Annotated in this window: 16 protein-coding genes; 11 read left to right on the top strand and 5 right to left on the bottom strand. The window is 70.6% G+C overall.

Annotated elements, in window-relative coordinates; all coding sequences use genetic code 11:
* The first annotated feature begins 207 nt into the window (after nt 1–207).
* From AB0M83_RS20230 to AB0M83_RS20195, 8 genes are all read left to right on the top strand, one after another.
* The gene (locus AB0M83_RS20230) at nt 208–1,971 is read left to right on the top strand and encodes a glycoside hydrolase family 18 protein (RefSeq protein WP_364519095.1); all 1,764 of its coding nucleotides are present in this window, start codon (nt 208–210) and stop codon (nt 1,969–1,971) included.
* A gap of 43 nt (nt 1,972–2,014) precedes the next feature.
* The gene (locus tag AB0M83_RS20225) at nt 2,015–2,770 is read left to right on the top strand and encodes an IclR family transcriptional regulator (protein ID WP_364519093.1); all 756 of its coding nucleotides are present in this window, start codon (nt 2,015–2,017) and stop codon (nt 2,768–2,770) included.
* A 69-nt stretch (nt 2,771–2,839) separates the two neighbouring features.
* Nucleotides 2,840–3,991: a 4-hydroxybenzoate 3-monooxygenase gene (locus AB0M83_RS20220; RefSeq protein WP_364519091.1), complete on the top strand. Its 1,152-nt coding sequence runs from the start codon at nt 2,840–2,842 to the stop codon at nt 3,989–3,991.
* A 209-nt stretch (nt 3,992–4,200) separates the two neighbouring features.
* Nucleotides 4,201–5,817: an FAD-dependent oxidoreductase gene (locus tag AB0M83_RS20215; protein ID WP_364519089.1), complete on the top strand. Its 1,617-nt coding sequence runs from the start codon at nt 4,201–4,203 to the stop codon at nt 5,815–5,817.
* Between the two features lie 47 nt (nt 5,818–5,864).
* Entirely contained in the window at nt 5,865–6,920 is a 1,056-nt protein-coding gene (locus AB0M83_RS20210) for a LacI family DNA-binding transcriptional regulator (RefSeq protein ID WP_364519088.1), read from the top strand.
* 73 nt (nt 6,921–6,993) lie between these two features.
* Nucleotides 6,994–8,283, top strand: a complete 1,290-nt coding sequence (locus AB0M83_RS20205; protein ID WP_364519086.1) for a sugar ABC transporter substrate-binding protein — start codon at nt 6,994–6,996, stop codon at nt 8,281–8,283.
* Nucleotides 8,280–9,218, top strand: coding sequence for a sugar ABC transporter permease (locus tag AB0M83_RS20200; protein ID WP_364519084.1), 939 nt, complete (start codon nt 8,280–8,282; stop codon nt 9,216–9,218). The genes AB0M83_RS20205 and AB0M83_RS20200 overlap by 4 nt, the downstream gene beginning before the upstream one ends.
* The gene (locus tag AB0M83_RS20195; RefSeq protein WP_364519082.1) at nt 9,208–10,035 is read left to right on the top strand and encodes a carbohydrate ABC transporter permease; all 828 of its coding nucleotides are present in this window, start codon (nt 9,208–9,210) and stop codon (nt 10,033–10,035) included. Before AB0M83_RS20200 ends, AB0M83_RS20195 begins: the two co-directional genes overlap by 11 nt.
* Nucleotides 10,036–11,796: 1,761 nt before the next feature.
* Here the strand turns inward: AB0M83_RS20195 and AB0M83_RS20190 are convergent.
* Nucleotides 11,797–13,701: a HAMP domain-containing sensor histidine kinase gene (locus tag AB0M83_RS20190; protein ID WP_364519080.1), complete on the bottom strand. Its 1,905-nt coding sequence runs from the start codon at nt 13,699–13,701 to the stop codon at nt 11,797–11,799.
* Complete coding sequence (locus AB0M83_RS20185; RefSeq protein ID WP_364519078.1) at nt 13,691–14,386, bottom strand: response regulator transcription factor; 696 nt, start codon at nt 14,384–14,386, stop codon at nt 13,691–13,693. Before AB0M83_RS20185 ends, AB0M83_RS20190 begins: the two co-directional genes overlap by 11 nt.
* 159 nt (nt 14,387–14,545) lie before the next feature.
* Between AB0M83_RS20185 and AB0M83_RS20180 the strand changes: the two genes are divergently transcribed.
* Nucleotides 14,546–17,689, top strand: a complete 3,144-nt coding sequence (locus AB0M83_RS20180) for a GH92 family glycosyl hydrolase (RefSeq protein WP_364519076.1) — start codon at nt 14,546–14,548, stop codon at nt 17,687–17,689.
* Nucleotides 17,690–17,724: 35 nt separating this feature from the next.
* Here AB0M83_RS20180 and AB0M83_RS20175 read toward each other — a convergent pair whose 3' ends face one another.
* The gene (locus AB0M83_RS20175; RefSeq protein ID WP_364519074.1) at nt 17,725–18,588 is read right to left on the bottom strand and encodes an alpha/beta fold hydrolase; all 864 of its coding nucleotides are present in this window, start codon (nt 18,586–18,588) and stop codon (nt 17,725–17,727) included.
* A gap of 115 nt (nt 18,589–18,703) precedes the next feature.
* Here AB0M83_RS20175 and AB0M83_RS20170 point away from each other — a divergent pair, with 115 nt between their 5' ends.
* Together AB0M83_RS20170 and AB0M83_RS20165 are read left to right on the top strand one after the other, a co-directional pair.
* The gene (locus AB0M83_RS20170; RefSeq protein WP_364519072.1) at nt 18,704–19,831 is read left to right on the top strand and encodes a helix-turn-helix domain-containing protein; all 1,128 of its coding nucleotides are present in this window, start codon (nt 18,704–18,706) and stop codon (nt 19,829–19,831) included.
* 370 nt (nt 19,832–20,201) lie between these two features.
* Complete coding sequence (locus tag AB0M83_RS20165) at nt 20,202–20,624, top strand: hypothetical protein (RefSeq protein ID WP_364519070.1); 423 nt, start codon at nt 20,202–20,204, stop codon at nt 20,622–20,624.
* Here AB0M83_RS20165 and AB0M83_RS20160 read toward each other — a convergent pair.
* Complete coding sequence (locus AB0M83_RS20160) at nt 20,621–22,246, bottom strand: DUF885 domain-containing protein (protein ID WP_364519068.1); 1,626 nt, start codon at nt 22,244–22,246, stop codon at nt 20,621–20,623. The genes AB0M83_RS20165 and AB0M83_RS20160 overlap by 4 nt on opposite strands.
* Before the next feature lie 64 nt (nt 22,247–22,310).
* Nucleotides 22,311–24,902: an exo 1,3/1,4-beta-D-glucan glucohydrolase gene (locus AB0M83_RS20155; RefSeq protein ID WP_364519103.1), complete on the bottom strand. Its 2,592-nt coding sequence runs from the start codon at nt 24,900–24,902 to the stop codon at nt 22,311–22,313.
* Nucleotides 24,903–24,999: the final 97 nt, after the last annotated feature.

Here is a 24,999-nt window from a genome sequence, read left to right as displayed (position 1 = left end):
TTCCTGGCGTCCGGTGCCAGGAATGAGTCATTCACTGCATCGCAAGCCGGGCACGTATACCCGCATCGGCGCCGCGCGGCCGGTCGTCACCGGCGCCGCGCGGCCGGCCGTCACCGGTGTCGCGCGGCCGGCCGTCACCCTTAGTTGGTCTGGACATTTTACATATTGGTCTAGACAATATCGGTATCTCCCCGACTGGAGGACCCGATGAGGCGTTCCAGACTGTCCGCAACCCTCGCCGCCTTCGTGCTCGCGCTCTCCGGTCTCGCGGCCGGTCCCGCCGAGGCGGCCAACCTCCTCACCAACCCGGGTTTCGAAGCCGGCTCGCTCTCCGGCTGGACCTGTGCCAACGCGACCGCCGTCAGCACGCCCGTGCACGGTGGTGGGTACGCCCTCGCCGCCACGCCCGTCGGCGCCGACTACGCCCAGTGCTCGCAGACCGTGTCCGTTCAGCCGAACACCACCTACACCGTCTCCGCCTGGGTGCGCGGGAACCCCGTCTACCTCGGCATCACCGGCGGCGCCTCCACCTGGTCCGGCAACGCGGGCGCCTACAACCAGCTGTCCCTCACCTTCACCACCGGCAACCAGACCTCCGCCCAGCTCTACCTCCACGGCTGGTACGGCGCGGGCACCTACTACGCCGACGACGTCGTCCTCGACGGTCCCGGCGGCAGTACCCCCGGCACGCCCGGTGCGCCCGGCACCCCTCAAGCAACAGCCACCACGAACTCCATCGCGCTGAGCTGGGGTGCCGCCGCCGGCACCGTCACCGGGTACCGCGTCTACGAAGGCAGCACCGCCGTCGCGACCGTCACCGGGACCAGCGCCACCATCGGAGGCCTGAAGGCCTGCGAAACCCACAGCTACGCCGTCGCCGCGTACAACTCCGCAGGTGAATCACCGAAGAGTCCGGCGACCAGCGCGACCACCACCGGCTGCGTCGACACCGGCCTGCCGAAGCACTCGCTCGTCGGTTACCTGCACGCCAGCTTCGCGAACGGCTCCGGCTACGTCCGGATGGCCGACGTCCCCGCCGCCTGGGACATCATCGATCTCGCGTTCGGCGAGCCGACGTCCGTCACGTCCGGGGACATCCGCTTCAACCGCTGCCCGGCCACCGAATGCCCGAACGTCGAGAGCGACGCGGACTTCACCGCCGCCATCAAGGCCAAGCAGGCGCAGGGCAAGAAGGTCCTGATCTCCATCGGCGGGCAGAACGGCCAGGTCCAGCTGACCACCACCGCCGCGCGCGACAAGTTCGTCAGCTCCGTCTCGGCGATCATCGACAAATACGGCCTCAACGGCCTCGACGTCGACTTCGAGGGCCACTCGCTCTCGCTCAACGCCGGCGACACCGACTTCCGCAACCCGACCACGCCGGTGATCGTCAACCTGATCTCCGCGCTGAAGTCGCTCAAGGCCAAGTACGGCTCGGGTTTCGTGCTCACGATGGCGCCGGAAACGTTCTTCGTGCAGGTCGGCTACCAGTTCTACGGCGGCTCGGGCGCCGGGGACGCGCGGACCGGCGCCTACCTGCCGGTGATCCACGCGCTGCGGGACGCGCTCACCGTGCTGCACGTCCAGGACTACAACTCCGGCCCGGTCATGGGCCTCGACAACCAGTACCACAACATGGGTGGCCCCGAGTTCCACATCGCGATGACCGACATGCTCAAGGCCGGCTTCACCGTGGCGAACACCGGGCAGTTCTTCCCCGGGCTGCGGCCGGACCAGATCGCGATCGGATTGCCGGCGGCGGTCAGCGCCGGCAACGGCTACACGTCGCCCGCGGACGTCCAGACGGCGGTGAACTGCCTGGTCAAGGGCAGTGGCTGCGGTTCGTACACGCTGCGCGGCGGGACGTCGCCGGCGCTGCGCGGGCTGATGACGTGGTCGATCAACTGGGACAAGTACTACAACTGGGAGTTCCAGAACAGCCACGAGCCGTTCCTGAACTCGCTGCCGTGACGCCGGGCAGTGTGCCCCGCTCGGGTGGGGCACACTGCCTGACATGACCAAGCCGGCGCAGGGAGAGTCCGTGCTCTCGCGCGTCGTCCGCATCTTCGAGACCTTCGGGCCGGACACGCCGGCGCTGCGGGTCACCGACATCGCGCGGCGGGCTGGCCTGCACGTCGCGACCGCGTCCCGGCTGGTCGACGAGCTGGTGGGGCACGGCTGGCTGCGCCGCGACCCCGATCGGAGGATCCGCGTGGGGGTCCGGTTGTGGGAGCTCGCGTCGCGCGCGTCGCCGACGCTCGGGCTTCGCGAAGCGGCGATGCCGTTCATGGAGGACCTGCACGCCGTCGTCGGGCACCACACCCAGCTCGCGGTGCTGGAGGACCGCGAAGTGCTGTTCGTCGAGCGGCTGTCGGCGCCTGGCGCGGTCGTGAACGTGACGCGCGTGGCCGGCCGGCTGCCGCTGCACGCGTCGTCGTCCGGGCTGGTGCTGCTCGCCCACGCCTCCGCCGAGCTGCAGGAACAGGTGCTGGCGGGCCCGCTGGAGGCGTTCCGGCGCACGACGTTGACCGACCCCGCGCGGCTGCGGCGGTTCCTCGCCGACGTCCGGCGCGACGGCTACGCGTTCTGCGCGGGGTTCATCGACGAAGAGACGACGGGCATCGCCGTGCCGGTGCGGGGGCCGGGCGGTGCCGTCGTCGCGGCGCTGTCGGTGATCGTGCCCAACGACCGGGACGCGCGGATGCAGATCCCGGCGTTGCGCGCCGCCGCGCGCGGGGTCTCGCGTGCGATGGGGAATTCCTCTCACTGAATGAGAATGTCGTAGAGTGCGCGCGGCGGGCGTTCCATGCTCGACGTCTCCGCGTGAAAGGACGTTGCCGTGCGCACCCAGGTCGTCATCGTCGGCGCCGGCCCGGCCGGGCTGCTGCTGTCCCACCTGCTCGGCCTCGAAGGCGTCGACTCGGTGCTGCTCGAACGGCAGACCCCCGAGTACGTCCAGGCGCGCATCCGCGCGGGCATGCTCGAGGGAGGCACGGTCGAGCTGCTGCGCTCGGTGGGCCTCGGCGACCGGCTCGACGCCGAAGGCATGGAGCACCGCGGCATCCACCTGCAGTGGCCCGGCGAGCGGCACCACCTGGACTTCGTCGACCTCGTCGGCCGGTCGGTGACGATCTACGGGCAGACCGAGGTCACCAAGGACCTCATGGTGGCGAGGGAGAAGGCGGGCCGTCCGGCGTTTTACTCGGCTTCGGACGTCGCCCTGCACGACGTGACGGGCTCGCCGTACGTGACCTTCGTCGACGCGGACGGCGCGGCGCGGCGGATCGACGCGGACGTGGTCGTCGGCTGCGACGGGTTCCACGGGCCGAGCCGGCTGTCCATTCCGGACGCTCAGGTGTGGGAGCGGGCGTACCCGTTCGCGTGGCTGGGCGTGCTGGCCGACGTCGCGCCGTCGGCCGACGAGCTCGTCTACGCCTGGCACCCGGACGGCTTCGCGATGCACAGCATGCGCTCGCCGCGGGTGAGCCGGTTCTACCTGCAGGTCGCGCCGGACGAGGACATCGCCGAGTGGAGCGACGACCGGATCTGGACGGCGCTGTCCACGCGGCTCGCGTTCCCCGGCTGGACGCTGCAGACGGGCAAGATCACGGAGAAGAGCGTGCTGCCGATGCGGAGTTTCGTGTCGACGCCGATGCGGCACGGGAACCTGTACCTGGCCGGGGATGCCGCGCACATCGTGCCGCCGACGGGGGCGAAGGGGCTGAACCTGGCCGTGGCCGACGTCGCGCTGCTGGCACGCGCGTTGACGGCGTCGTTCCGCGGCGACGACACGCTTGCGGCGGCGTACTCGGAGACGGCTTTGCGGCGAGTCTGGCGGTGCACGCACTTTTCGTGGTGGATGACGTCGATGCTGCACCGCCACGGCGACGACTTCGACGCCCAGCTCCAGCTCTCGCAACTCCGCCGCACGGTGAGCTCGGTGTCCGCGGCCACCGAGCTGGCCGACAACTACGCCGGCCTCCCCCTGTAGCCGTACCCGGAGGGTCGGCTCGCGTACCTGGACAGTCGGCTCGCGTATCCAGACGGTCGGTTCGTGAGCCGACCCTCCAGGTACGCGAGCCGACTCCCTGGGTACGTGAGCCGACCCTTTCTGTCTGGTTCTGACTCTTGACGTCCGTCCCTGGCCGGGCGCACCATACCCGCGTAGTAATTCGAATTATCAGCGGCGAGGAAGGCTTCATGAGGGAACTGGACACGGAGATTCTGGTGGTCGGCGGGGGACTCGGCGGGGTCGCCGCCGCGCTGGCCGCGGCGTCCTGCGGCCGGCGGGTCGTGCTCACCGAGGAGACCGGCTGGGTCGGCGGCCAGCTCACCGCCCAGGCCGTGCCGCCGGACGAGAACCCCTGGATCGAGCGGTTCGGCTCCACCCGCACCTACCGCGACCTGCGCGCGGGCATCCGCGACCACTACCGCCGCCACTACCCGCTGCGCGCCGAAGCCGCGAAGCGCCCGGAGCTGAACCCGGGCGCGGGGAGGGTCAGCAAGCTCTGCCACGAACCCCGCGTCGCCTTGGCCGTCCTCGAGGCCATGCTCGCGCCGCACGTCAGCGCCGGGCGGATCCACGTCCTGCGCCACCACCGCCCGGTCGCGGCGCACACCACCGGCGACCGCGTCGACGCCGTGGTCCTCGAAGGCGAAGACCGCGTCACCGTCAAAGCCCAGTACGTCCTCGACGCCACCGAGAACGGCGACCTCCTGCCGCTCACCGGCACCGAGCACGTCACCGGCGCCGAAGCCCGCAGTGAGCACGGCGAACCGAACGCGCCCGAGCAGGCCGACCCGGCCAACCTGCAAGGCATCACCTACTGCTTCGCGGTTTCCCACCACGAAGGCGAAAACCACGTCATCGACAAGCCGGAGATGTACGGCTTCTGGCGCGACTACCAGCCGGACTTCTGGCCCGGCCCGCTGCTCGGCTTCGTCGCGCCCGACCCGCGGACGCTCGAGCCCGTCAAGCGCACCTTCGTCCCGAACCCGCCGGGCGACCCGCTCGCCGTGAGCGCCGACCAGAGCGCCGACGCCGGCGACAAGGAACTGTGGGCGTTCCGCCGCATCCTGGCCCGCAACCTGCACACCGACGGTGCCTTCGACTCCGACATCACGCTCGTCAACTGGCCGCTCAACGACTACTGGCTCAAGCCCGCGCTGACGATCCCGGGCCACACGACCGAAGCGGATGTCGCCGAGGCGCACCACGAAGCCAAGCAGCTGAGCCTGTCCGTCCTGTACTGGCTGCAGACCGAAGCGCCCCGCGCGGACGGCGGCACCGGCTTCCCCGGTCTCAAGCTCCGCCCCGACGTCACCGACACGAAGGACGGCCTCGCGAAGTCCGCTTACGTCCGCGAAGCGCGGCGCATCAAGGCCGTCACGACTGTCACCGAGCACGACGTCTCGGCCGAGATCCTCGGCGTCGACGGCCGCGTCCGCCGCGAGGACGCCGTCGGGGTCGGGAGCTACCGGATCGACCTGCACCCGTCGACCGGCGGGGACAACTACATCGACGTCGCCAGCGTGCCCTACGAGATCCCGCTCGGCGCGCTGCTGCCCGTCCGCACGAAGAACCTCCTGCCCGCCGGCAAGAACATCGGCACCACGCACATCACCAACGGCTGCTTCCGGCTGCACCCGGTGGAGTGGAACATCGGCGAGGTCGCCGGGCTGCTCGCCGCGTTCGCCCTCACCGAGGACGTCGAACCGCGGGACGTGAAGACCGACCCGCGCCTCTTCGAAGACTTCGCCCGTGTGCTGGACGCCGCCGGAGTGGAACGCCGGTGGCCGGAAGTGCGGGGGTACTGAAGTGCCGCCGGTAAGGTTCGACGGAGTCACGCTGGAGGGAGTCACGGATGACGGCGGGTTCGGGCCGGGTCACGCAGGCCCAGGTGGCGCGCCTGGCCGGCGTCTCGCAGGCCGTCGTCTCGATGGTGCTCAACGGCTCCGACAGCCTGCGCATCACCCCCGAGACCCGCGACCGCGTGCAGCAGGTGCTCCGCGAAACCGGCTACACCGTGGACATCATGGGGCGCCGGCTGCGCGGCGGGACCAACCAGATCCTCGGCGTCTTCACCTACGAGTCGGTGTTCCCGTCCGGCGTGGCCGACTTCTACCGGCCGTTCCTGCTCGGCATCGAGGAGGAGGCCGAGGCCCAGGGCTTCGACCTGCTGCTGTTCACCAGCGGTGGCCGCCGCGACGGGCGCCGCCGCATCTACGAGGCGGGCACGAACCGGCTGCGCATCGCCGACGGCTCGATCCTGCTCGGCCGCCACAACGACCCGCAGGAGCTCGCGCAGCTCGTCGAGGAGCAGTTCCCGTTCGTGTTCGTCGGGCGCCGCGAGTCGCCGACCGGGCCGATCAGCTACGTCGGCGCGGACTACGTCGCGGCCACCCGTGAGGTCCACGAGCGGCTGTGGGACCTCGGGCACCGGCGGATCGGCCTGCTCAGCGTGACCGAGGAGAACGAGCCGACGCTCGACCGCCGCAGCGGGTACGAAGCGGCGGCGCGCAAGAGACGCCGGCCGCCGCTGGTGTTCCTCGAAGAGGACCCGGCGATCGCGCTGCGGCAGGTGCTCGACGAGGGCGTCACGGCGTTGCTCGTCGAGAGCTCGGCGATGGCCGACGGCATCCTCGCGTGCGCGCACGACCTCGGCCTGAAGGTGCCCGAAGACCTGTCGATCGTGGTGCTGGGCGACGCGGATCCGTCGCAGCAGCCCCAGGTGCATGCCGTGCCGAGCACCGCCACGGACTGGTCGATGTTCCGCATCCCGCGCCACGAAATGGGCGGGCACGCCGTGCGCGTGCTCGTCGGGCTGCTGAAGAACCCCGAGCCCCGGCAGCTGCTGCTGCCGTGCACGATCCACGAGGGCGCCACCACGGCGAAACCCTCCACAACAGACTCCCGCTGAGGCCGAACGGCCTGTTGACAGCACTGGCGGCGGCACTTACGGTCGCTGATAATTCGAATAACCAGGAGGCATCGTGGCCTACCGGAGAATCCGGCTGCTCGCCGCGGCCCTGTCCGCCGTCGCACTGGCTTCGACGGCGTGCTCGGGCGGCGCCGGCGACGACCAGAACATCGCCCTGCGCATGACGGTCTGGACGACCGACAAGAACCAGCTCGCCCTCTTCGACTCCATCGCCGCCGAGTACCGCCAGGCCCACCCGGAGGTCGCGTCGGTCAAGTTCGACGTCGTCCCGGGGGACACCAGTGCCTACTCGGCCGCGCTCACCACCCAGCTCTCCGGCGGCAACCCGCCCGACCTGGCGTGGATCCTCGAACGCGACGCCCCCGACTTCGTGCAGTCCGGTGCGCTGGCCAACCTGAAGCCCACATTGGACGCGGCCGCCGGCTACAACGCCGGCGAGCTGGTCCCGTCCGCGACGAAGCTGTGGACCAAGGACGGCGGCCTGTACGCCTACCCGTTCTCGACGTCGCCGTTCGGCATGTTCTACAACAAGAACCTGCTCACCCAGGCGGGGATCACCGAGACCCCGGACCAGCTGGTCGCGAGTGGACGGTGGACCTGGGACGCCGCCCGGCAGATCGCCACCCAGGTCGCCGCGAAGGACACCGGCAAGGCCGGCCTCGTCATCCGCGAGTTCGAGTACAAGCAGTGGGTGCTGCTGGCTTCGGTGTGGCGCGGCTTCGGTGCCGACGCGTGGGGCCCGGACGGCAAGACCTGCGGGTTCTCGACCCCGGAGATGACGTCCGCGATGACGTTCCTGCACGAGGCGATCTTCACCGACAAGGCGCTGCCCGGCCCGGGCACGACGGCGGACTTCTTCGCCGGGGAAAGCGGCCTGACGATCGCGCAGATCAGCCGCGCCGGGCTGCTGAAGGCCAAGCCGTTCGAGTGGGGCATCGTCCCGCTGCCCGCCGGGCCGAAGGCGAACGCGCAGGTCATCGGGCAGGCCGGGATCGGCGTGCCGGTGAAGGGCAAGCACGCCAAGGCCGCCGCGGACTTCCTCGCGTTCTTCACCAACCCGGCCAACTCCGCGAAGCTCGGCCAGTACTTCCCGCCGGCCCGGGACAGCCTGCTCAACGCGGCCACCCTCGCCAAGGCGAACCCGCTGTTCAGCCAAGACCAGCTGCAGAACGTCGTGGTGAACGGAATCAAGACCGGCGCGGTGCTGCCGTCGCACACCGGGAGCGCGCGGATCGCGTCGCTCGTGCAGTCCGCTTTGGACCCGATGTGGAAGCCGGACGCGAACGTGCCCGCCGCGCTGGCCGGGGTGTGCCAGGCCATCGACCCCGCGTTGAGCCGGTGACCGTGACGTCGGAGCGGCCCGCCGTGCGCGTCCCCGCCCGGCCGCGAAGTCCTTATTGGACGCAGTCGCGGCGGGACGCGCTGGCGGGGTGGATCTTCATCACCCCGCAGGCGCTCGGCTTCCTCGCTTTCGTGGTGGCGCCGCTGGCCGCCGTCGTCTGGTACAGCTTCCAGGACGTCAACCTGCTAGCCGGGACGTCGGCGTTCGCCGGCGCGGACAACTACGCGAAGCTCTTCGACGACCCGACCGCGCCGAAGGTCGCCCGGGCCACGGCGATCTTCTGCGTCGGCCTGGTCGTGCTGAACCTCGCGCTCGCGCTCTCGCTGGCGTTGCTGCTCAACCTGAAGCTGCGCGGCACCACGGTGTTCCGGACGGTCTTCTTCTCGCCGGTGGTCGTCACGCTCGTCGCGTGGACGATCGTGTGGAACTTCCTCCTGCAGGACAACGGCGGGATCAACGCACTGCTGCAGACCATCGGGGTCGACGGGCCGAACTGGCTGCGCGGCAACAGCACGGCGATGCTGTCGGTGATCGTGGTGCAGGTGCTGAAGAACGTCGGGCTCAACATGGTGCTGTTCCTCGCGGCTCTCCAAGGCATTCCGGCGTCCATCATGGAGGCGTCGCAACTGGACGGTGCCGGGCCGTGGCGCCGGTTCCGCTCGGTGATCCTGCCGATGATCAGCCCGACGACGCTGCTGACGGCGATCATCACCGTGGCCGGCGCGCTGCAGGTGTTCGCGCAGATCCAGGTGCTGACCCTCGGCGGTCCCGCGGACAGCACTAACGTGCTGGTGTTCTACTTCTACCAGCAGGCCTTCGCCAACCACGACCTCGGCTACGGGTCCGCGCTGGCCGTCGTGCTGTTCCTCGTCATCCTCGTGCTCACGCTGCTGCAGTGGCGGATGCGGAAGCGGTGGGTGTTCCATGAGTCGTAGGGCCAAGATCGCCTGCTACGCCGTGCTGGTCGTGCTGGCCGTGCCGTTCGTGTTCCCCACCTGGTGGATGATCACGGCGTCGCTGCTGCCGGCCAACGAGGTGCTCGCGTACCCGCCGAAGCTGTTCCCGGCGTCCCCGCGGTGGGAGAACTACCGGACCGCGTTCACGGACTTCCCGTTGGCGCAGCAGTACTTCAACAGCCTCTACATCGCGGTGCTCGTCACGCTCGGCACGATGTTCTTCTCTTCGCTGGCCGGCTACGCGTTCGCCCGCATCCGGTTCCGCGGCGAGAAGGTGTTCGGGCTGATCCTCATCGGGCTGATGGTGCCGAGCGAGGTCACGATCATCCCGCTGTTCCGGCTGGTCGACGACCTCGGGCTGACCAACACGCACTGGCCGCTGATCGTCGTCCCGATCTTCGGCGCACCGAGCGTGCTGGCGACGTTCGTGATGCGGCAGTTCTTCATCACGATCCCGGGCGAACTCGAAGAAGCCGGCCGGCTCGACGGGCTCTCGCGGTTCGGGCTGTACCGGCGCGTCGCCCTGCCGATCGCCAAGCCCGCGTTGGCCGCGGTCGCCATCTTCACGTTCCTCAACACGTGGAACTTCTTCCTGGAACCCCTCGTGTACCTGACCGACAAGAGCATGTTCACGCTGCCGGTGGCGCTGACGCAGTACGTCGACGTCTACGGCGGTCACCTCTGGAACGTCCAGCTCGCCGCCGCGACCACCACGGTCGTGCCGGTCCTGGTCGTGTTCATCATCGCGCAGCGCCAGTTCGTCGAAGGGCTCGCCCAGAGCGGCCTCAAAGGCTAGTGCTGCCGAACTGCTGGGAGGCAGTCGTGATCGATCGCAGAACCTTCCTCGGCGGAGCCACCGCCGCCGCTTTGCTGGGAATCGCCGGCGCGGGGACGGCCTCGGGCGCCGTGCCGCCGCCGGCCGGGCCGTTCCCGCCGCTCGCCCCGCTGCCGCCCGGCGCCCCGGACCGGCGGCTCTTCTCGCCCTTGGAGCAGCGCTTCGCGCCCTACCTCGCCCTTTTGCCGGGCATTGTCAACGATGTCAGCACCGATCCCGCCACGCTGGGCTTCTTCGGCGGTGGCTGGTGGCGCACGCCGAGCGAGCCGTACAACGCCCGCGTCCAGGAGCACGTCTACACCCTGAGCTGGTTCTACGCGAACCGGCGGCCGTGGAACCCGTACCACCTGGATCCCGCCCTGCGGAACCAGCTCGACGCGGCGATCGCGCACTACCTGAACCTGCAGCACGCCGATGGCTCGTTCCCCGAGTACTCGATCACCGAGAAGTCCAAGGCCGCCACCGGGTTCGGCCTCGGCTACCTCGCGAAGACCCTGGCCAACCTGCGGCAGGTCAACGCGCTGCCCGCCCGGCGCGCGCAGCTGGAAGCCGCGCTGCACCAGGGCATGACGTGGTTCCTCGACCCGGCCAACCCGATCTGGGCGCACCCGGTCGAGTACGCCAACCAGAACGCGTCCGGGCTGTCGTCTTCCCAGCTGGCGCTGAAGCTGAACCCGGACGCCGAGCTGGCCCGGAAGCTGCACGACCGCATCGAGTACCTCGCGGTGAACGGCCAGAGCCCGGCCGGGTTCTTCTACGAGCCGACCGGGATGGACGTCAACTACAACTTCGAGGTGATGCTCCCGGAGCTCGCCGAGGTCTACGCGCTGACCCGCAACCGGACGGTCGTGGGGATGGCCCGGAAGTTCGCGGACTGGTTCGGCTACAACGTCGTCCGCGAACCGGACGGTTCCGGTTCGCTGACCTACGTCGCGACGTCGAGCCGCACGCACGTCTCCTGCTACGACGACGTCATCCCGGATCCCGACCGGACCAACCTCGGCTCGCTGTTCGTGCCGGAAGTCCCGGACCTGGCCGCGTTCTTCACCACCCGCGAGGACCGCGCCGAGACGCGCCGGCAGTGGGCGAAGACGCCGGGCCCGGCGATCGAACCGGCCAAACAGGACACCTCGCCGCGCATCCCTCGCCCACGTCTCCTACGGCGAGGCTTTCCCGTCGCACGGCGAGAAGCAGGCGTCGATCCGGCCGCTGCCGTACCTGCGCTCGACCGACTTCGCCGTCCAGCGCCGGGACGCCGGGCTGAACCAGACGTACGTCTACGTGCGGCGGCCGCAGCTCTACCTCGCCGGGTTCTGGGGCACCCGGCCGTCGAGCTACGTCCGGGGCGCGCAGGGCATGCTGTGGCACCCGCGGGCCGGCATGGTCGTCCACTCGCAGCAGGACGACACGCAGTGCTGGGCCAGCCTGCTCCCGAACGGCCCCCCGGACGCCCGCGGCCTGCTGGACGCGACGTACGCCATCGGCGACCGCGCGTGGGACGGCACCCGGAAGGTGCCCGGCTCCGCACCGGTCATCGTCCGGTACGGCCTGGACACCCGGATCCGGACGGACTTGACGATCACGCGCGACACCGTCACCCGCGCGGTCCGCGGCACGACCCCGCTCACCGAACAGATCCCGCTGGTCCTGCACCCGGGCGACGACGTGCGGTTCGCCGACGGCACGCCGGTCGCCCACGGTGCCGGCGCGAGCGCGACGGCGTCAGGGCTGACGATCCGCCGCGGCCGCACGACGATCACGATCGGCTGGGGCACGTCCCTCGGCGCGACCGTCACCGCCACCGCCGTCACCTTCCTCCGCGACGGCGCCCGGCGGCTGCACGTCCTGCGCGTCCCGCACCCCGGCACCCTCACCACGGAGATCCGGCTTCGGTAGCCGGACGGTGAACGTCGAGCCGGTGTCCACTTCGGACTCGACGGTCACGGTGCCGCCGTGCGCCTCGACCAGGTGCCGCACGATGGCGAGGCCGAGCCCGCTGCCGCCGGTCTGGCGGCTGCGGGACTTCTCGGCCCGCCAGAACCGGTCGAACACGTGCGGCAGGTCCCCGGCGGCGATGCCGGTGCCGGTGTCCGCGACGACGATCACCACGTCGTCCACAGTGGACGACACGTGGATCGTCACGCGGCCGCCGGCCGGCGTGTGCCGGACCGCGTTGGTCGCCAGGTTGCCGACGATCTGGCGCAGGCGCACCGGGTCGGCCTCGAACCCCGTCTCGCCGTGGGCCGAAACGCCGAGCGTGACACCGGCCGCGGCGGCCCGGTCGGCGTGCGCGGCGGCGACGTGGCCGGCCAGCTCGGCCGCGTCGACGAACTCCGGGTGCAGCCGCAGCCGGCCGGCGTCGGCCGCGGCGAGGTCCTGCAGGTCCTCGACGATGTGCTGCAGCAGCACGGTTTCCTCGAGCAGCGACGCCGACAGGGCGTGGTCGAACGGCAGGTGGCCGTCCTCGGCGGCCTCCAGCCGGCCGCGGATGACGTTGAGCGGGTTGCGCAGCTCGTGGGCGATGTCGCTGACCATCGCCTTGCGCTGCTCCTCGATGCGCTCGCGGCGGGCGGTGAGCTCGTTGAAGGCGGCGGCGAGGTAGCCGACCTCGTCGCGGGACTTCACCGGCGCCGGCCGGTCCTGCTGCGCCGCCTCGGTCAGCGCGCGCAGCGGCCGGGACAGCCGGCGCGCGACGAGCACCGTGATCGCGGCCGCCAGCACCAGCACGCCGCCGGTCACCGCGAGGATCCGCGCCAGGTTCTCCCGCGACAGCGCGAACGTCGGCAGCTGCGAGCCGCCCGGGCCGAGCGTGAAGAGCAGCGCGGGCGGCGCGACGAACGGCGTGAGCTGCTCGCGGCGAGCCGAGTCGAGGCAACCGCGGCTCGGCCCCTGGGCGGGGCTCCCGAACACTTGGAGGTCGAGGTCCAGTTTCACCGCGTCCGCGCCCTGGCTCTGCAGGCAGCGGTTCACGGCTTCGTTGAGGCTGTCGAGCGCGGCCTGCTCGGTCGGGGTCGGCACGGCCAGTTCGTAGACCCCGCACTTGGCCGCGAAGTAGCGGACGCTGAGCGGGTCGGTCCCGGTGAGCTGCGCCCGCCCGCTCGCCGACTCCCGCACCTCGCCGGCGATGCCCAACCGGTCGAGGCAGGCGGCGGCCTTCCTGGCCAGGCCTTCGACGTCGTCGCGTTCCTTTTGGGGCAGCCGGAACGGGCCCACCGCGCGCGGGTCGATGCCGCTGGTGCCCGCCTGGGGCAGCAGCACCGGGTCGACGTGCAGCGGGTCGACCGACGCGGTCGCCTTCACCGGCAACGTGACCGGCGCGCCGCCGGAGTCGCCGAGGACGCGGCGGTCGAGGGTGGTCAGCACGATCCGCCTGCCGGTCTGGTCCGACAGCGTCTTGAGCTTCGGCCCGACCTGGTCCCAGGTGTGGTTGGCCGCCGCGAAGCCGAGCACCTCGGTGTAGATGGTCGCGTCGCCGGAGAGGGCCTGGCCCTGCTCCTGCTGGATCGCGCGGGTGGTGGTCTGCACGGCGAGCCACGCGGTCGCGGCGATCGAGCCCAGCGCGATCAGCAGGGAGACGGCGGTCAGCCGGACGACGAGACTGCGCCTGAGGGGGAAGCTACGCGTCATCGTCCGCCGTCAGCTTGTAGCCCACACCGAACACGGTGCGCAGGTAGACGGGTCTCTGCGGGTCCGGCTCGAGCTTCTTGCGCAGGTTGAGCACGTGGACGTCGATGATCCGGGTGCTGACGAACCGGTCGTCGCCGCGGGTGAGCTCCAGCAGCTGCCGGCGGGTGAACACCCGGCCCGGCTGCCGGATCAGCGTCTCGAGCAGCTGGAACTCACCCGGCGTCGTCTCCACCGGGCGGCCGTCGATCGCCACCTCGTGCCGCACCGGGTCGAGCCGCAGCGCGCCGGCGCGCAACGCCGTGTCGGGCGGTTCGCTGCGCGTCGCTGTCCGGCGCAGCAGCGTCCGGACGCGGGCCATCAGCTCGCGCGGGCTGTACGGCTTGGTGAGGTAGTCGTCGGCGCCGAGGTCGAGGCCGAGCAGCAGGTCGTCCTCGGTGGCGCGGGCGGTGAGCATCAGCACCGCGACGTCGGACTCGCCGCGCAGGATCCGGCAGACGTCGAGGCCGTCGACCTTGGGCATCATCACGTCGAGGACCAGCAGGTCGGGGCACTCGCGGCGGGCCTCGTCGAGCGCCGCCCGGCCGTCCGGGGCCAGCACGACGGTGTGACCCTCGCTTTCGAGGTAGAGCCGGAGGACCTCGGCCTGCTTCTCGTCGTCCTCGGCGACCAGTACACGTGCGCACACGGCGTCGAGGTTAGGCGCACTGACACGGTCGCCACCCGATCCTGACCGGATCTTCATACCTTGAGGGGCACGAGCCAGGTCTTTGTCAAAGTGTTGACCGCGGGCCCGTCCGCAGGCAAAGGTCGGATGAAATGGTCGGCGTCGATCGGGAGGCACCCGGTGCGGTTCAGGTTCATGGCGGCTCTCGTGACGACGGCGGTGCTCGCGGCACCCGCCGTCGCCGCAGCGGCTCCGACAACGATGTCACCCGGGTCTCCGCTGGTCGGTGATCCGTCGGCGTACGTCGACCCGCTGATCGGGACCGGCCGCGGCGGCAGTTCGGTCGGCGAGATCAACAACTTCCCCGGGCCGGCGGCGCCGTTCGGGATGATGCAGTTCTCCCCGGACACGCAGGGCGCGTACGCCGGCTACCAGTACCACTCCGACCAGATCCGAGGTTTCAGCCTCGACCACGCCTCGGTCGGCTGCAACGCGTTCGGCGACGTGCCGATCCTGCCGGTCACCGGCGACGTCGGCAGCGCGCCCTGGGACCGCGTCGAGCACTTCACCCACGACGACGAGAAGGCCGAGCCGGGCTACTACGCCGTGACGCTCGCCGACTCGAAGGTCCGGGCCGAGCTGACCGCCACGACCCGCACCGGGCTCGCGACGTTCACCTACCCGGCCGGCTCGACGCCGCAGGTGCTGGTCAAGGGCGGTGCCAGCCTCGCCGGGAACTCCGCCGCCACCTTGAAGATCACCGGTGACCGCGAGGTCAGCGGTTCGGCGACCACCGGGAACTTCTGCGGCAAGGGCAACCACTACACCGTCTACTACGCCATCACGTTCGACCAGCCGTTCACCGCGCACGGCACCTGGGACGGCGCCGGCGTCAAACCCGGTACCGACAGCGTCGACTCGCCCAAGGCGGGTGCGTACCTGACGTTCGGTTCGGAGACCGTGCACGCCAAGGTGTCGATGTCCTACGTGGGCGTCGACGGCGCGAAGGCCAACATGGCGGCGGAGGTGCCGGGCTTCGACTTCGCCGCCGTCCGGAAGTCCACCCGCGGCCAGTGGACGCAGGCGCTGGGCAAGATCCGCGTCGCGGGGCGCGACACCGCGCAGCTCAAGACGTTCTACACCGCGCTGTACCACTCGCTGATGCACCCGAACACGTTCGACGACGCGGACGGGCGCTACATCGGCTTCGACGACCAGGTCCGCACCTTGCCGAAGGGGCGGCACCAGTACGCGAACTTCTCCGACTGGGACACCTACCGCTCGCTCGCGCCGCTGCACGCCATGCTCTTCCCGAAGGAAGCCAGCGACATGGCGCAGTCGCTGACGAACGACGCCGTGCAGGGTGGCTGGTGGCCGCGCTGGCCGATGGCGAACGACTACACCGGCCAGATGACCGGCGACAGCTCGGTCGCGCTGATCTCGAACCTGTACGCGTTCGGCGCCCGCGACTTCGACGTCAAGACCGCGCTGAAGTACCTGGTCAAGGGGGCGACTTCGGTCGACGACACGCCTGGCGCGTACCAGGAACGGCGGGGGATCGCCGACTACGTCGCGCGTGGATACATGCCGAACAACGACGCTTCGCGCGGTGACCACGCCCGCGTCGGCGCGTCGATCACCCTGGAATGGGCCATCGACGACTTCGCCATCGCGCAGTTCGCGCAGGGCATCGGCGACCGCGACGTCGCGCGCGAGTTCACCAAGCGCGGCCAGAACTGGCAGAACATCTTCAACCCGTTGACGGGGTACCTCCAGCCGCGCGCGCAGGACGGCCGCTTCCCGGACGGCCCGGCGTACGTGCCGCCGCCGCCCGGCAAGTTCGGCCAGGACGGCTTCGACGAGGGCAACGCCGCGCAGTACACCTGGCTGGTGCCGCAGGACCCGGCCGGCCTGGTGACGGCGATGGGCGGGCCCGCGGCGGTGTCACAGCGGCTGGACACCTTCTTCCAGAAGCTGAACGCCGGCCCGAACGAGCCGTACATGTGGGCCGGCAACGAGCCCGACTTCGGCGTCCCGTTCCTGTACAACCACGTCGGGCAGCCGTGGAAGACGCAGCAGGTGGTCCGCGAGATCGCGACGACGCTGTTCAGCGCGACCCCGGACGGCGAGCCGGGCAACGACGACCTCGGCGCGCAGTCGTCGTGGTACGTCTGGGCCGCGCTCGGCATCTACCCGGGGACGCCCGGGACGCCGGACCTGGTCGTGGGCAGCCCGCTGTTCGAGCGTGCCGTGCTCTCGCTGCCGAACGGGCGGACCATCGACGTCCACGCGCCCCAGGCGCCGGCGACGTACGTCCACGACCTGGCGCTGAACGGCCGTGACTGGGACCGCACGTACCTGCCCGCGAACACCGCGCGCGACGGCGGGCGGCTGGACTTCTCGCTGGTGTCCACTCCGGACAAGCGCTGGGCGGCGAACTCGGCCCCACCGTCCTATCGGGACAATGAGCAGCCGTTCCTGGCGTCGGCGACCAACCAGGTCGTCGTCGAACCCGGCACCAGCGGCGAGGCCACGGTGAGCGGGCAGCGGCTCGGCGGGCACGACCGCGTTCTGGACGTGGCCACGCAGGCCCCGGCGGGGATCACGGTCACCGGGCCGCGGCAGCTCCGGCTCGACGACCGGACGGGCAGCGGCACCGCGAAGCTGACGGTGTCGGTGGCGGCCGGGACACCCGAGGGCTACTACCAGGTCCCGGTGACGGTCCGCGGCGGCGGGAAGTCGGTGCCCGGTTCGGTGATCGTGCTGGTCGCGCCTCGCGGTGGGCTGGCGGCCGCCTACTCGAACGTGGGCATCTCCGACGACGGCGACACCGGTTCGGCGGACATCGACGGCGCCGGGAACAGCCTTTCCCGGCAGGCCCTGGCCGCGGCGGGTCTGGTCGGCGGGAAGCCTTCGCAGGCGGCCGGTACGACGTTCACCTGGCCCGCCGCGCCGGCGGGACGGCCGGACAACGTCGTCGCGGCCGGGCAGACCGTGCAGGTGTCCGGGACCCGGCTGTCGTTCGTGGGCACCGCCTCGAACGGCGACCACCGCGGCTCCGCGACGGTCACCTTCACCGACGGCACCACCGCCCAGGCGGACCTGTCGTTCGGCGACTGGGTGTTCCCGGGCGGCGGCACGGACCCGGTGTTCGGCAACACGCTGGTGGCCCGCACGGACCACCGCAATCAGCCGGGCGGCCCGGGCGGCGGGGCGTCGGTGTACGCGACGGCGCCGTTCGACGCCCCGGCCGGGAAGCGGATCGCCTCGGTGACCCTGCCGTCCGACCCTGACCTGCACGTGTTCGCGATCGGCCTGGCCTGAGGTAGCTTGGGGCAGCAGGTCAGCAGGTCAGCCGGTCAGCCGGGGGAGCCCACCGCGCAGACCCTGATCGGGGTGGCGTGCGCCGGGTCGAGGGCGTTGCGAACCAGGTGCCACACGTTCAGGTCGTAGGCCTCGCCGATGTGGCCGACCGGGTCGAACGGGCAGAAGTCCTGGACGTACTGGTTCTTCACCCCGGGCTCGCGGATGAACGACGTCTCGGTCGGGGTCACCAGCTCGTCGTAGCGTGAGGTGATGATCGTGTAGCCGATGCCGGGCTGCGCGACCGGGCCGGTGTTGAGTGCGATGATCGCCGCGCCGCCGTCCAGCTCGTCGGCGAAGATCGGCAGGCCGATCGTCTTGACGATGGTGTCCCACGTGGACTTGCCGAGCAGTGTGTAGGCCAGCGTCAGGAGCCCGGACGCGTTGGCGCCGTGCGTCGGCGGGGCGATCGCGACGACCTGGCCGATCTCGCTCTGGATGCCCTGCATCTTGGCCAGGTAGATCGCCTGCAGGCCGCCTTCGGAGTGGCCGACGACGTCCACCTTGGCCGCGCCGGTGGCCGCGCGGACCTTTTCGACGTAGTTCTTGATCTCCAGCGACGACTCCGCGACCGGCTTGAGCCCGCCGGCGAACGGGAACTGCGGGTAGGCGCCGTAGGTCAGGGAGAACGTGCAGTAGCCGCGGGCGGCCAGGTCGGCCTGGAGGAAGTTGAGGTCCTCGTAGTAGGTGGCGAAGGTGCCGTGGAGCAGCACGACCGGGTTCGGGTGGGCCGCGCTCGGGCGGCAGCCGAAGTCGTTGTTGCCGCCGGCCGTCGCGGCCTGGGCCGGCGCCGCCACGCCCAGGGCGAGCAGGCTCGCGATCCCGAGCCCGGCCAGCCATCGTTTCGTTCCCCGCACCATTGCGAAGTCCTCTCGTCTGGTTGCTATGCACAGCATGCGCCCGTTGATCAACGCTGTCTGCTGGCAGTACGAGCAGAAACTTGCCGACGGCGTTTGTGCATGGTGACAATGTGGCATGGATCCGGTGGCTGAGCTGTTCCCTCGATCGGGTGAGATCGCGGCCGCGATGATGGCTCGGTGCGCCGCCGAGATCCCCGCGTACCGGCTGCTGCCGGCGAGCGTGCTGGAGGGCGATCTGGTCGCCAACGCGGCGGCGGTGTTCGAGCTGTTCCTCACGACGGTCGCCGAGGACCGGCGGCCGACGTCCGGCGAACTGGCCCTGCCGATCGCCTGGGGGGCCGAACGCGCCCGCGACGGCCTGCCGCTGGACGCCGTGCTGAAGATCTACCCCCTGGCCGCGAGCGTCGCCTGGGAGATGGTGGACGGTGACCGCCTCGCGCTGGGCGCCCGGATGCTCGACTTCCTCGGCGAGGTGATGCCGCGCGTCGCGGAGGCGTACCTGCGCGAGCGCGACGAGCTCGACTGGGAGCACCGGGAGGACCGGCAGCACCTCGCCGCCAGCCTCCTCGCCGGCCGGCCGGTGCGCCGCCGCGAGCTGGCGGAGAGCTACGACGTCGTGGTGTTCCACCTGCCCGCGCTGCCGGCGTCCGGGGGATCCCGTGCGGCGACGGACCTCTTCCGCGCCGTCCGGTCCGATTTGGACGGTCAACCGGACGTGCTCGTGACGTTCAAGGGTGACGGCGGCGTGCTGCTGGTGCCGGTGGCGTCACCGGTGTCGTCGGCCGCCTCGGTGGCGGCCCGGGTGGACCGCGTCTGCGGCCGTCCGTGCACCGCCGCGGCGGCTCGTGCGCCGGCTCTCGCCGACATTCCCGCCGCGCACTCCGAAGCCGTGGAAATCCTGGCCCTGGCGGAGAACCTGCGCCGGCCGCCCCGGCTCTACCGGCTGGCCGACCTGGCCATCGAGTACCAGCTTTCGCAGCCGGGGCCGGCGCGGGAAGCGCTCGCTCTCGTCCTGGCCCCGCTCGAGGACCACCCGCACCTGATCGACGCCCTGCGCGCGTTCGTGACGTCGGACTACAACCGCGGCGAAGCGGCGACGGCGTTGAACATCCACCGCAACACGCTGACCTACCGCCTGGGCCGCATCCAGCTGATCACGGGGTACGACGCGACGCGCCCCGCGGACGCCCGCCGCCTGGCCGCCGCGATGACGGCCTACGACATCGTGCGGCAGAACGGCTGAATTCAACGGGATAACGCTTGCGTCGCGTTCTCGTGGATCCGTTGCGGATCCGGCCGGGAGGCCGATTCCAGGAAGCGACGGAAGAAGTGATTCCCATGAGAACTGCCGCAATTCTCGTCGCCGCCCTGGTCCCGGCACGCCGCGCGACCACATGCCGGGGCTTCACCACTGTGTCCGCCATCCGTCGGCCGAATCACACCGCCGGAGCGACGGGCCCGAGCGCAACGACGGTTTCGCGCTGTCGTGGTGCCTGCCGATGACCATTGGTGGTGCCTTGCGTGAAATGCCGTAGTCGACCGCAATCTCGCTGTGAACCTTCCGGTGGCGTCATCGCCGGTAGCCACAGGACCCGGACGAAATGAGCCAGCTGATGCGTCTTTTCCGCGCCACCGCCGCCCTGTCCGCCGTGCTCGCGCTCGCCGCGTGCGGGGTGCCTGTCGCCGGCCACGCCGTCCCGGCGGGCATCCAGACGGTGGTCACCACGGCACCGAGCACCCCGACCGTCACCGTGGCACCACCACCGGCGCCGGTGATCGTGACCACCACCGCGCCCCCGCCGAAGGTGTACGCCCCCGCGGGCAGCCAGTGGTACGCCCAGTCGAGCTGGATCTACGCACAGCCGTGGATCGCGATCACCCCGGCGGCCGGGCAGACGCCGTGCCAGTGGCTCTACGCGCGCGGCTACAGCTACGCGCAGGCCTACGCGGCCTGGGCACAGAACGGCTACCCGGCGGCCTGGTCGGCCACCGGCGACGGCTACCCGTGCCAGAAGTCCTACGGCATGCAGCACTAGCCGGCCCAGGCGCGGACCACGTCGTCCAGGACCTTCAGCGGCAGCGGGCCGCCGCCGAGGACCACGTCGTGGAAGTCCTTGATGTCGAACGCTTTCCCGAGCTTCTCCTCGGCGAACCGGCGCAGGCGCAGGATTTCCAGCCGGCCGGTCATGTACGCCAGCGCCTGGCCGGGGGATTCGATGTAGCGGTCCGTTTCGGACTGGACCTCGACCTCGCTCAGCACGGTGTGCGCGCGCAGGAACTCGACGCACTGCTCGCGCGTCCAGCGCAGGGCGTGCAGGCCCGTGTCGACCACCAGCCGCGCGGCGCGGACCGAGTCCTCGGCGACCATGCCGAGCCGCATGACCTCGCTGGAGAACAGGCCCATCTCGTCGGCGAGCCGCTCGGTGTAGAGGGCCCAGCCCTCGCTGTAGGCGGTGATCAGCGCGATCCGCCGCAGTTGCGGCAACCCGGTCAGTTGCTGCGCCAGCGACTCCGCGAAGTGGTGGCCCGGCACCGCTTCGTGGAACGCCACCGTCTCGGCGATGAACCGGTCGCGCGTGCGCACCTCGTGCGTGTTGGTGAAGTAGACGCCCGGCCGCGAACCGTCGAGCGCGGGCGGCATGTAGTACGCCGCCGCGGCGACCGGTGCTTCGGCGTCCGGGACCGCCCGCACGACGCACTCGGCTTCCGGCACCCGGGGAAACCAGTCCGGCGCGGCGGCGATCGCGCGGGCGACGGCGGCGCGCGCGGTGTCGAGCATTTCCTCGGCGTCGCGCCAGCGGAGGCTTTCGTCGCTGCGCAGCCGGCGGCGCACCTGCGCAGGGTCGGTCAGCCCGAACACTCGGCCACCGAGCTCGGCGTACTCGGCTTCGAGCCCGGCGAGCACGTCGAGGCCGAGCTGGTGCAGCTCTTCCGGCGTGTGGTCGGTGGTCGTGTGCGTGCGCGCCAGCGCCGCGTAGTGCGCCTCGCCGTCTTCCAGCCAGCAGAGTCCCGGTCGGTCGTCGGGCCGGCCGTGCCCGGCGACTTCGGTCGCGAGGAACTCGCGGTAGCGCGTCAGGGCGGGCCGCACCACCTCGGCCACCAGCCGGTCGCGGCGCCCGCCGCGGTCGCCGGTCAGCGGCTGGGGAAACGGCGTTTCCTGCGCCAGGAACCGGTCCAGGAAGCCGATCGCGTTGTGCACCATGCGGTCCACCGGCGTCCGGCCCGCGCGCAGGCCGTCTCGCTGGCGCCGCGCCACCGCGTCGTAGAACGCCGGGAAGGCGGCCAGCCGGGCCAGGAAGTCCTCCTCGGCCCGCTCGCCGGCGGGGGTGAGCTGGGGCAGGAAGGCCAGGTGGCTCATCGCGGTCGCGAACATCGGGTCGGCGAGCGTGAACTCCACGACCCGCGCGTCGAGCTGGGTGAGCACCACTTCCGCCTGCTGGACGACGACGCCGAGCGTGACGTAGTCGTCGTCCGCCGAGGCCCGCGCCCGCGCCCGGATGCCGGCGGCCCGTGCGCGAAGCCGCTGGTGGCCGGCTTCGCTGGGGTCGGGCAGCTCGGCGTCGTGACCGGGGACGCCCACGAAGGTCGCTTCGAGCGGCATCCAGGTGCCCAGGACGTCCAGGAGTTCGTCGGCGAGCGCGATCGCTTCGGAGGTCATCACCCCATTCTGTCGGATGAAACGAAACCGGGCCGGGAGCTTCCGCTCCCGGCCCGGCCGGTACCTAGGTCAAGCTCGAACAGGGTCTCGCATCAGGATCCTTGGCCCCGTTGGGGACCCACCGCACGTTCGCGAACGACGCCTGGAACGCGGCGTCGGTGTAAACCAGGAACGGCGTGTTGATGTGCTCGAAGTCCAGCCCGTTGTTGAAGCAGGACAACGGGATCTTGACCGTCGTCTTCGGGCCGCCCGCCAGGTCGGTGAACAGCTTCGTCGCGTTCACCTCCGAGAAGCACGGGTAGACGCAGTGCATGCTGATCACCGTCCGGTTGACCGGTGCCTGCTGAACGGTCGTGTCGAACTCGAGCGCCCCGTCCGCGTTCAGGTAGCTGCGCAGGTCGTTCGTGCCCGCCGTGTTCTGCATGTAGAGCTGAGCCGCTCCGGTACCCGTCCAGGTCGCCTTCAGGCCGTCGCCCTGCACGTTGACGTCCGTCGGGACCGTGTTGATCTCGGGGTGGTCGGCCGCGCCGTCCGGGCCGATCACGGTGCCGCCCCAGTTCGAAGCCGAGCCGATCTGGCTGGTGTACGGCGGCACGTCGGTGCGGTCGTAGATCGACAGGTCCTCGGTCGCCGTCCCGCCACCGCCGGTCGTGCCGCAGGCCGCGGGGCCCGGGGTCTCGTCCAGCTGGCCGATCGTGACGCGCTGGCTGCTCTTCAGGCCGTAGCCGAGCTTGAACAGCGGGTCGTAGTCCGGCGACCACGGGTTGAGCGGCGACTGGCACGCGCTCTTCGGCCACGAGTACGACAGCGTGCCCTGGTAACCGGTGCCGTCCTTGCCCTTGACCAGCATGTCGGCGACGCCGCCGCCCTCGGTGCCGGGCAGCCAGGCCGCCACGAACGCGTCGGAGCGGTTGATCTCCTTGTTCATGTACAGCGGGCGGCCGCCGACGTAGACGGTGACGACCGGGGTGCCCTTGCCGCTGACCTTGTCCAGCACGGCCAGGTCCTCGGGGTAGAGCTTCGACGCCTCGAGGGTCTTGCGGGTCAGGTCGCCGACGCCCTCGGCGTACGGCGTCTCACCGATGACGGCGATGACGGCGTCGTAGCCCTTCGGGTCGATGTCGCCCTTTTCGTCGAAGGTGACGTTCGCGTCGCCGAGGTCCTGCTTGATGCCGGTCAGGATCGAGGTGGCGTTCGGGAAGTCGGCGTTGGTGTTGCCGGTGCCCTGCCAGCTCAGCGTCCAGCCGCCGGTCTGGTTCTGGATGTTGTCGGCGCTCTTGCCGACCACCAGCACCTTCGACTTCGGCTTGAGCGGCAGCACGTTGCCGTTGTTCTTCAGCAGCGTCTGCGACTCGCGGGCCGCGTCGCGGGCCAGCCAGTTGTCCTTCAGCGCCTCGTCGGAGTTCGCGTAGGAGCGGTCGGAGGGCTTCTGCGACTCGAACAGGCCGTCCCGGATCTTGACGCGCAGGATGCGGGTGACGGCGTCGTCGATCCGCGCCATCGGGATCTGGCCGTCCTTGACCTGGGCGATCGTGTTGGTGATGAACGCCTTCCAGTCGGCGGGCACCATCACGATGTCGATGCCGGCGTTGATCGCCTGCGGGCACGAGGAGTTCGTGCAGCCGGTGACCTGGCCGATGCCGTTCCAGTCCGACACGACGAGGCCGTCGAAGCCCATCTTGCCCTTGAGGATCTGGTTCATCGCCTTGTCGCTGCCGTGCAGCTTGCCCTCGTTGATGCCGAGGTCGGCATTGGTCCAGCTGTTGAACGACACCATGACGGTCTGGGTGCCGGCGGCGAGCGCGCCGTAGTAGCCCTGGCCGTGGATGTTGATCATGTCGGCCTCGGACGAGGGGTTGACGCCCTGGTCCTGGCCCTTGAGCGTGCCGCCGTCGCCGATGAAGTGCTTGGCGGTCGCGATGACGCCGTTGTAGCCGATGCGCTTGGTGGCGCCGTCCTGGAGGCCGTTGATGGCCTCGAAGCCGTAGGAACGCGTGATGCGCGGGTCCTCGGAGAAGCCTTCGTAGGTGCGGCCCCAGCGATCGTCCTGGACGACGGCGAGGGTGGGCGAGAAGGCCCAGTCCTGGCCGGTGGCGCGGATCTGCCGGGCGGTCGCGCCGGCGACGTCACGCACCAGGCACGGGTCGTGCGCCGCGCCGAGACCGATGTTGTGGGGGAACACGGTCGCGCCGTAGACGTTGTTGTTGCCGTGCACCGCGTCGATGCCCCAGATGACGGGGATCTTCGTGCGGCTGGTCTTGGAGGCGTTCCAGTAGGCGTCGGCGAGGTTCAGCCAGTCCTGCTGGGTGGCGTGCTTGTTGCCGCCGGGCCACGCGCCGCCGCCGTTGAGGACGGAGCCGATGGCGTACTGCTTGACCTCGTCGGGGGTGATCGAGGTGATCTCGGGCTGCGTCATCTGCCCGACCTTTTCCTCGAGGGTCATGCCCGCGAGGATCTGCGCGATGCGCGCCTCGTCGTCGGCCTTGCCCTTGAAGCGGCTGTCGACCTTCGGCCAGTCGGCCAGGGTCGGCAGGCTCTTTTCGATCTTGGCGCAGCCGTCCTTGTCCTTGGCGGGCTGGCCGATCACGGGCTGTGGTGGCTCGGCGGCTTGGGCGGGCGCGGCTTGCGCGACCCCACCCAGCAGGCTCAGGCTCATCAGGGTGACGAGCGAACTTCGGCGCGCACGGGACCACGCGCGTGATCTTCTGGCCATGGTCTGGTCCATTCTGCGGTGAACGGCGGCGGACCGGCCG

It is taken from the genome of Amycolatopsis sp. NPDC051106, from assembly GCF_040682775.1.
GTDB lineage: Bacteria > Actinomycetota > Actinomycetes > Mycobacteriales > Pseudonocardiaceae > Amycolatopsis.
Note: the sequence above shows the minus strand (reverse complement) of the source record. Positions and strands in the feature narration are given on the sequence as shown.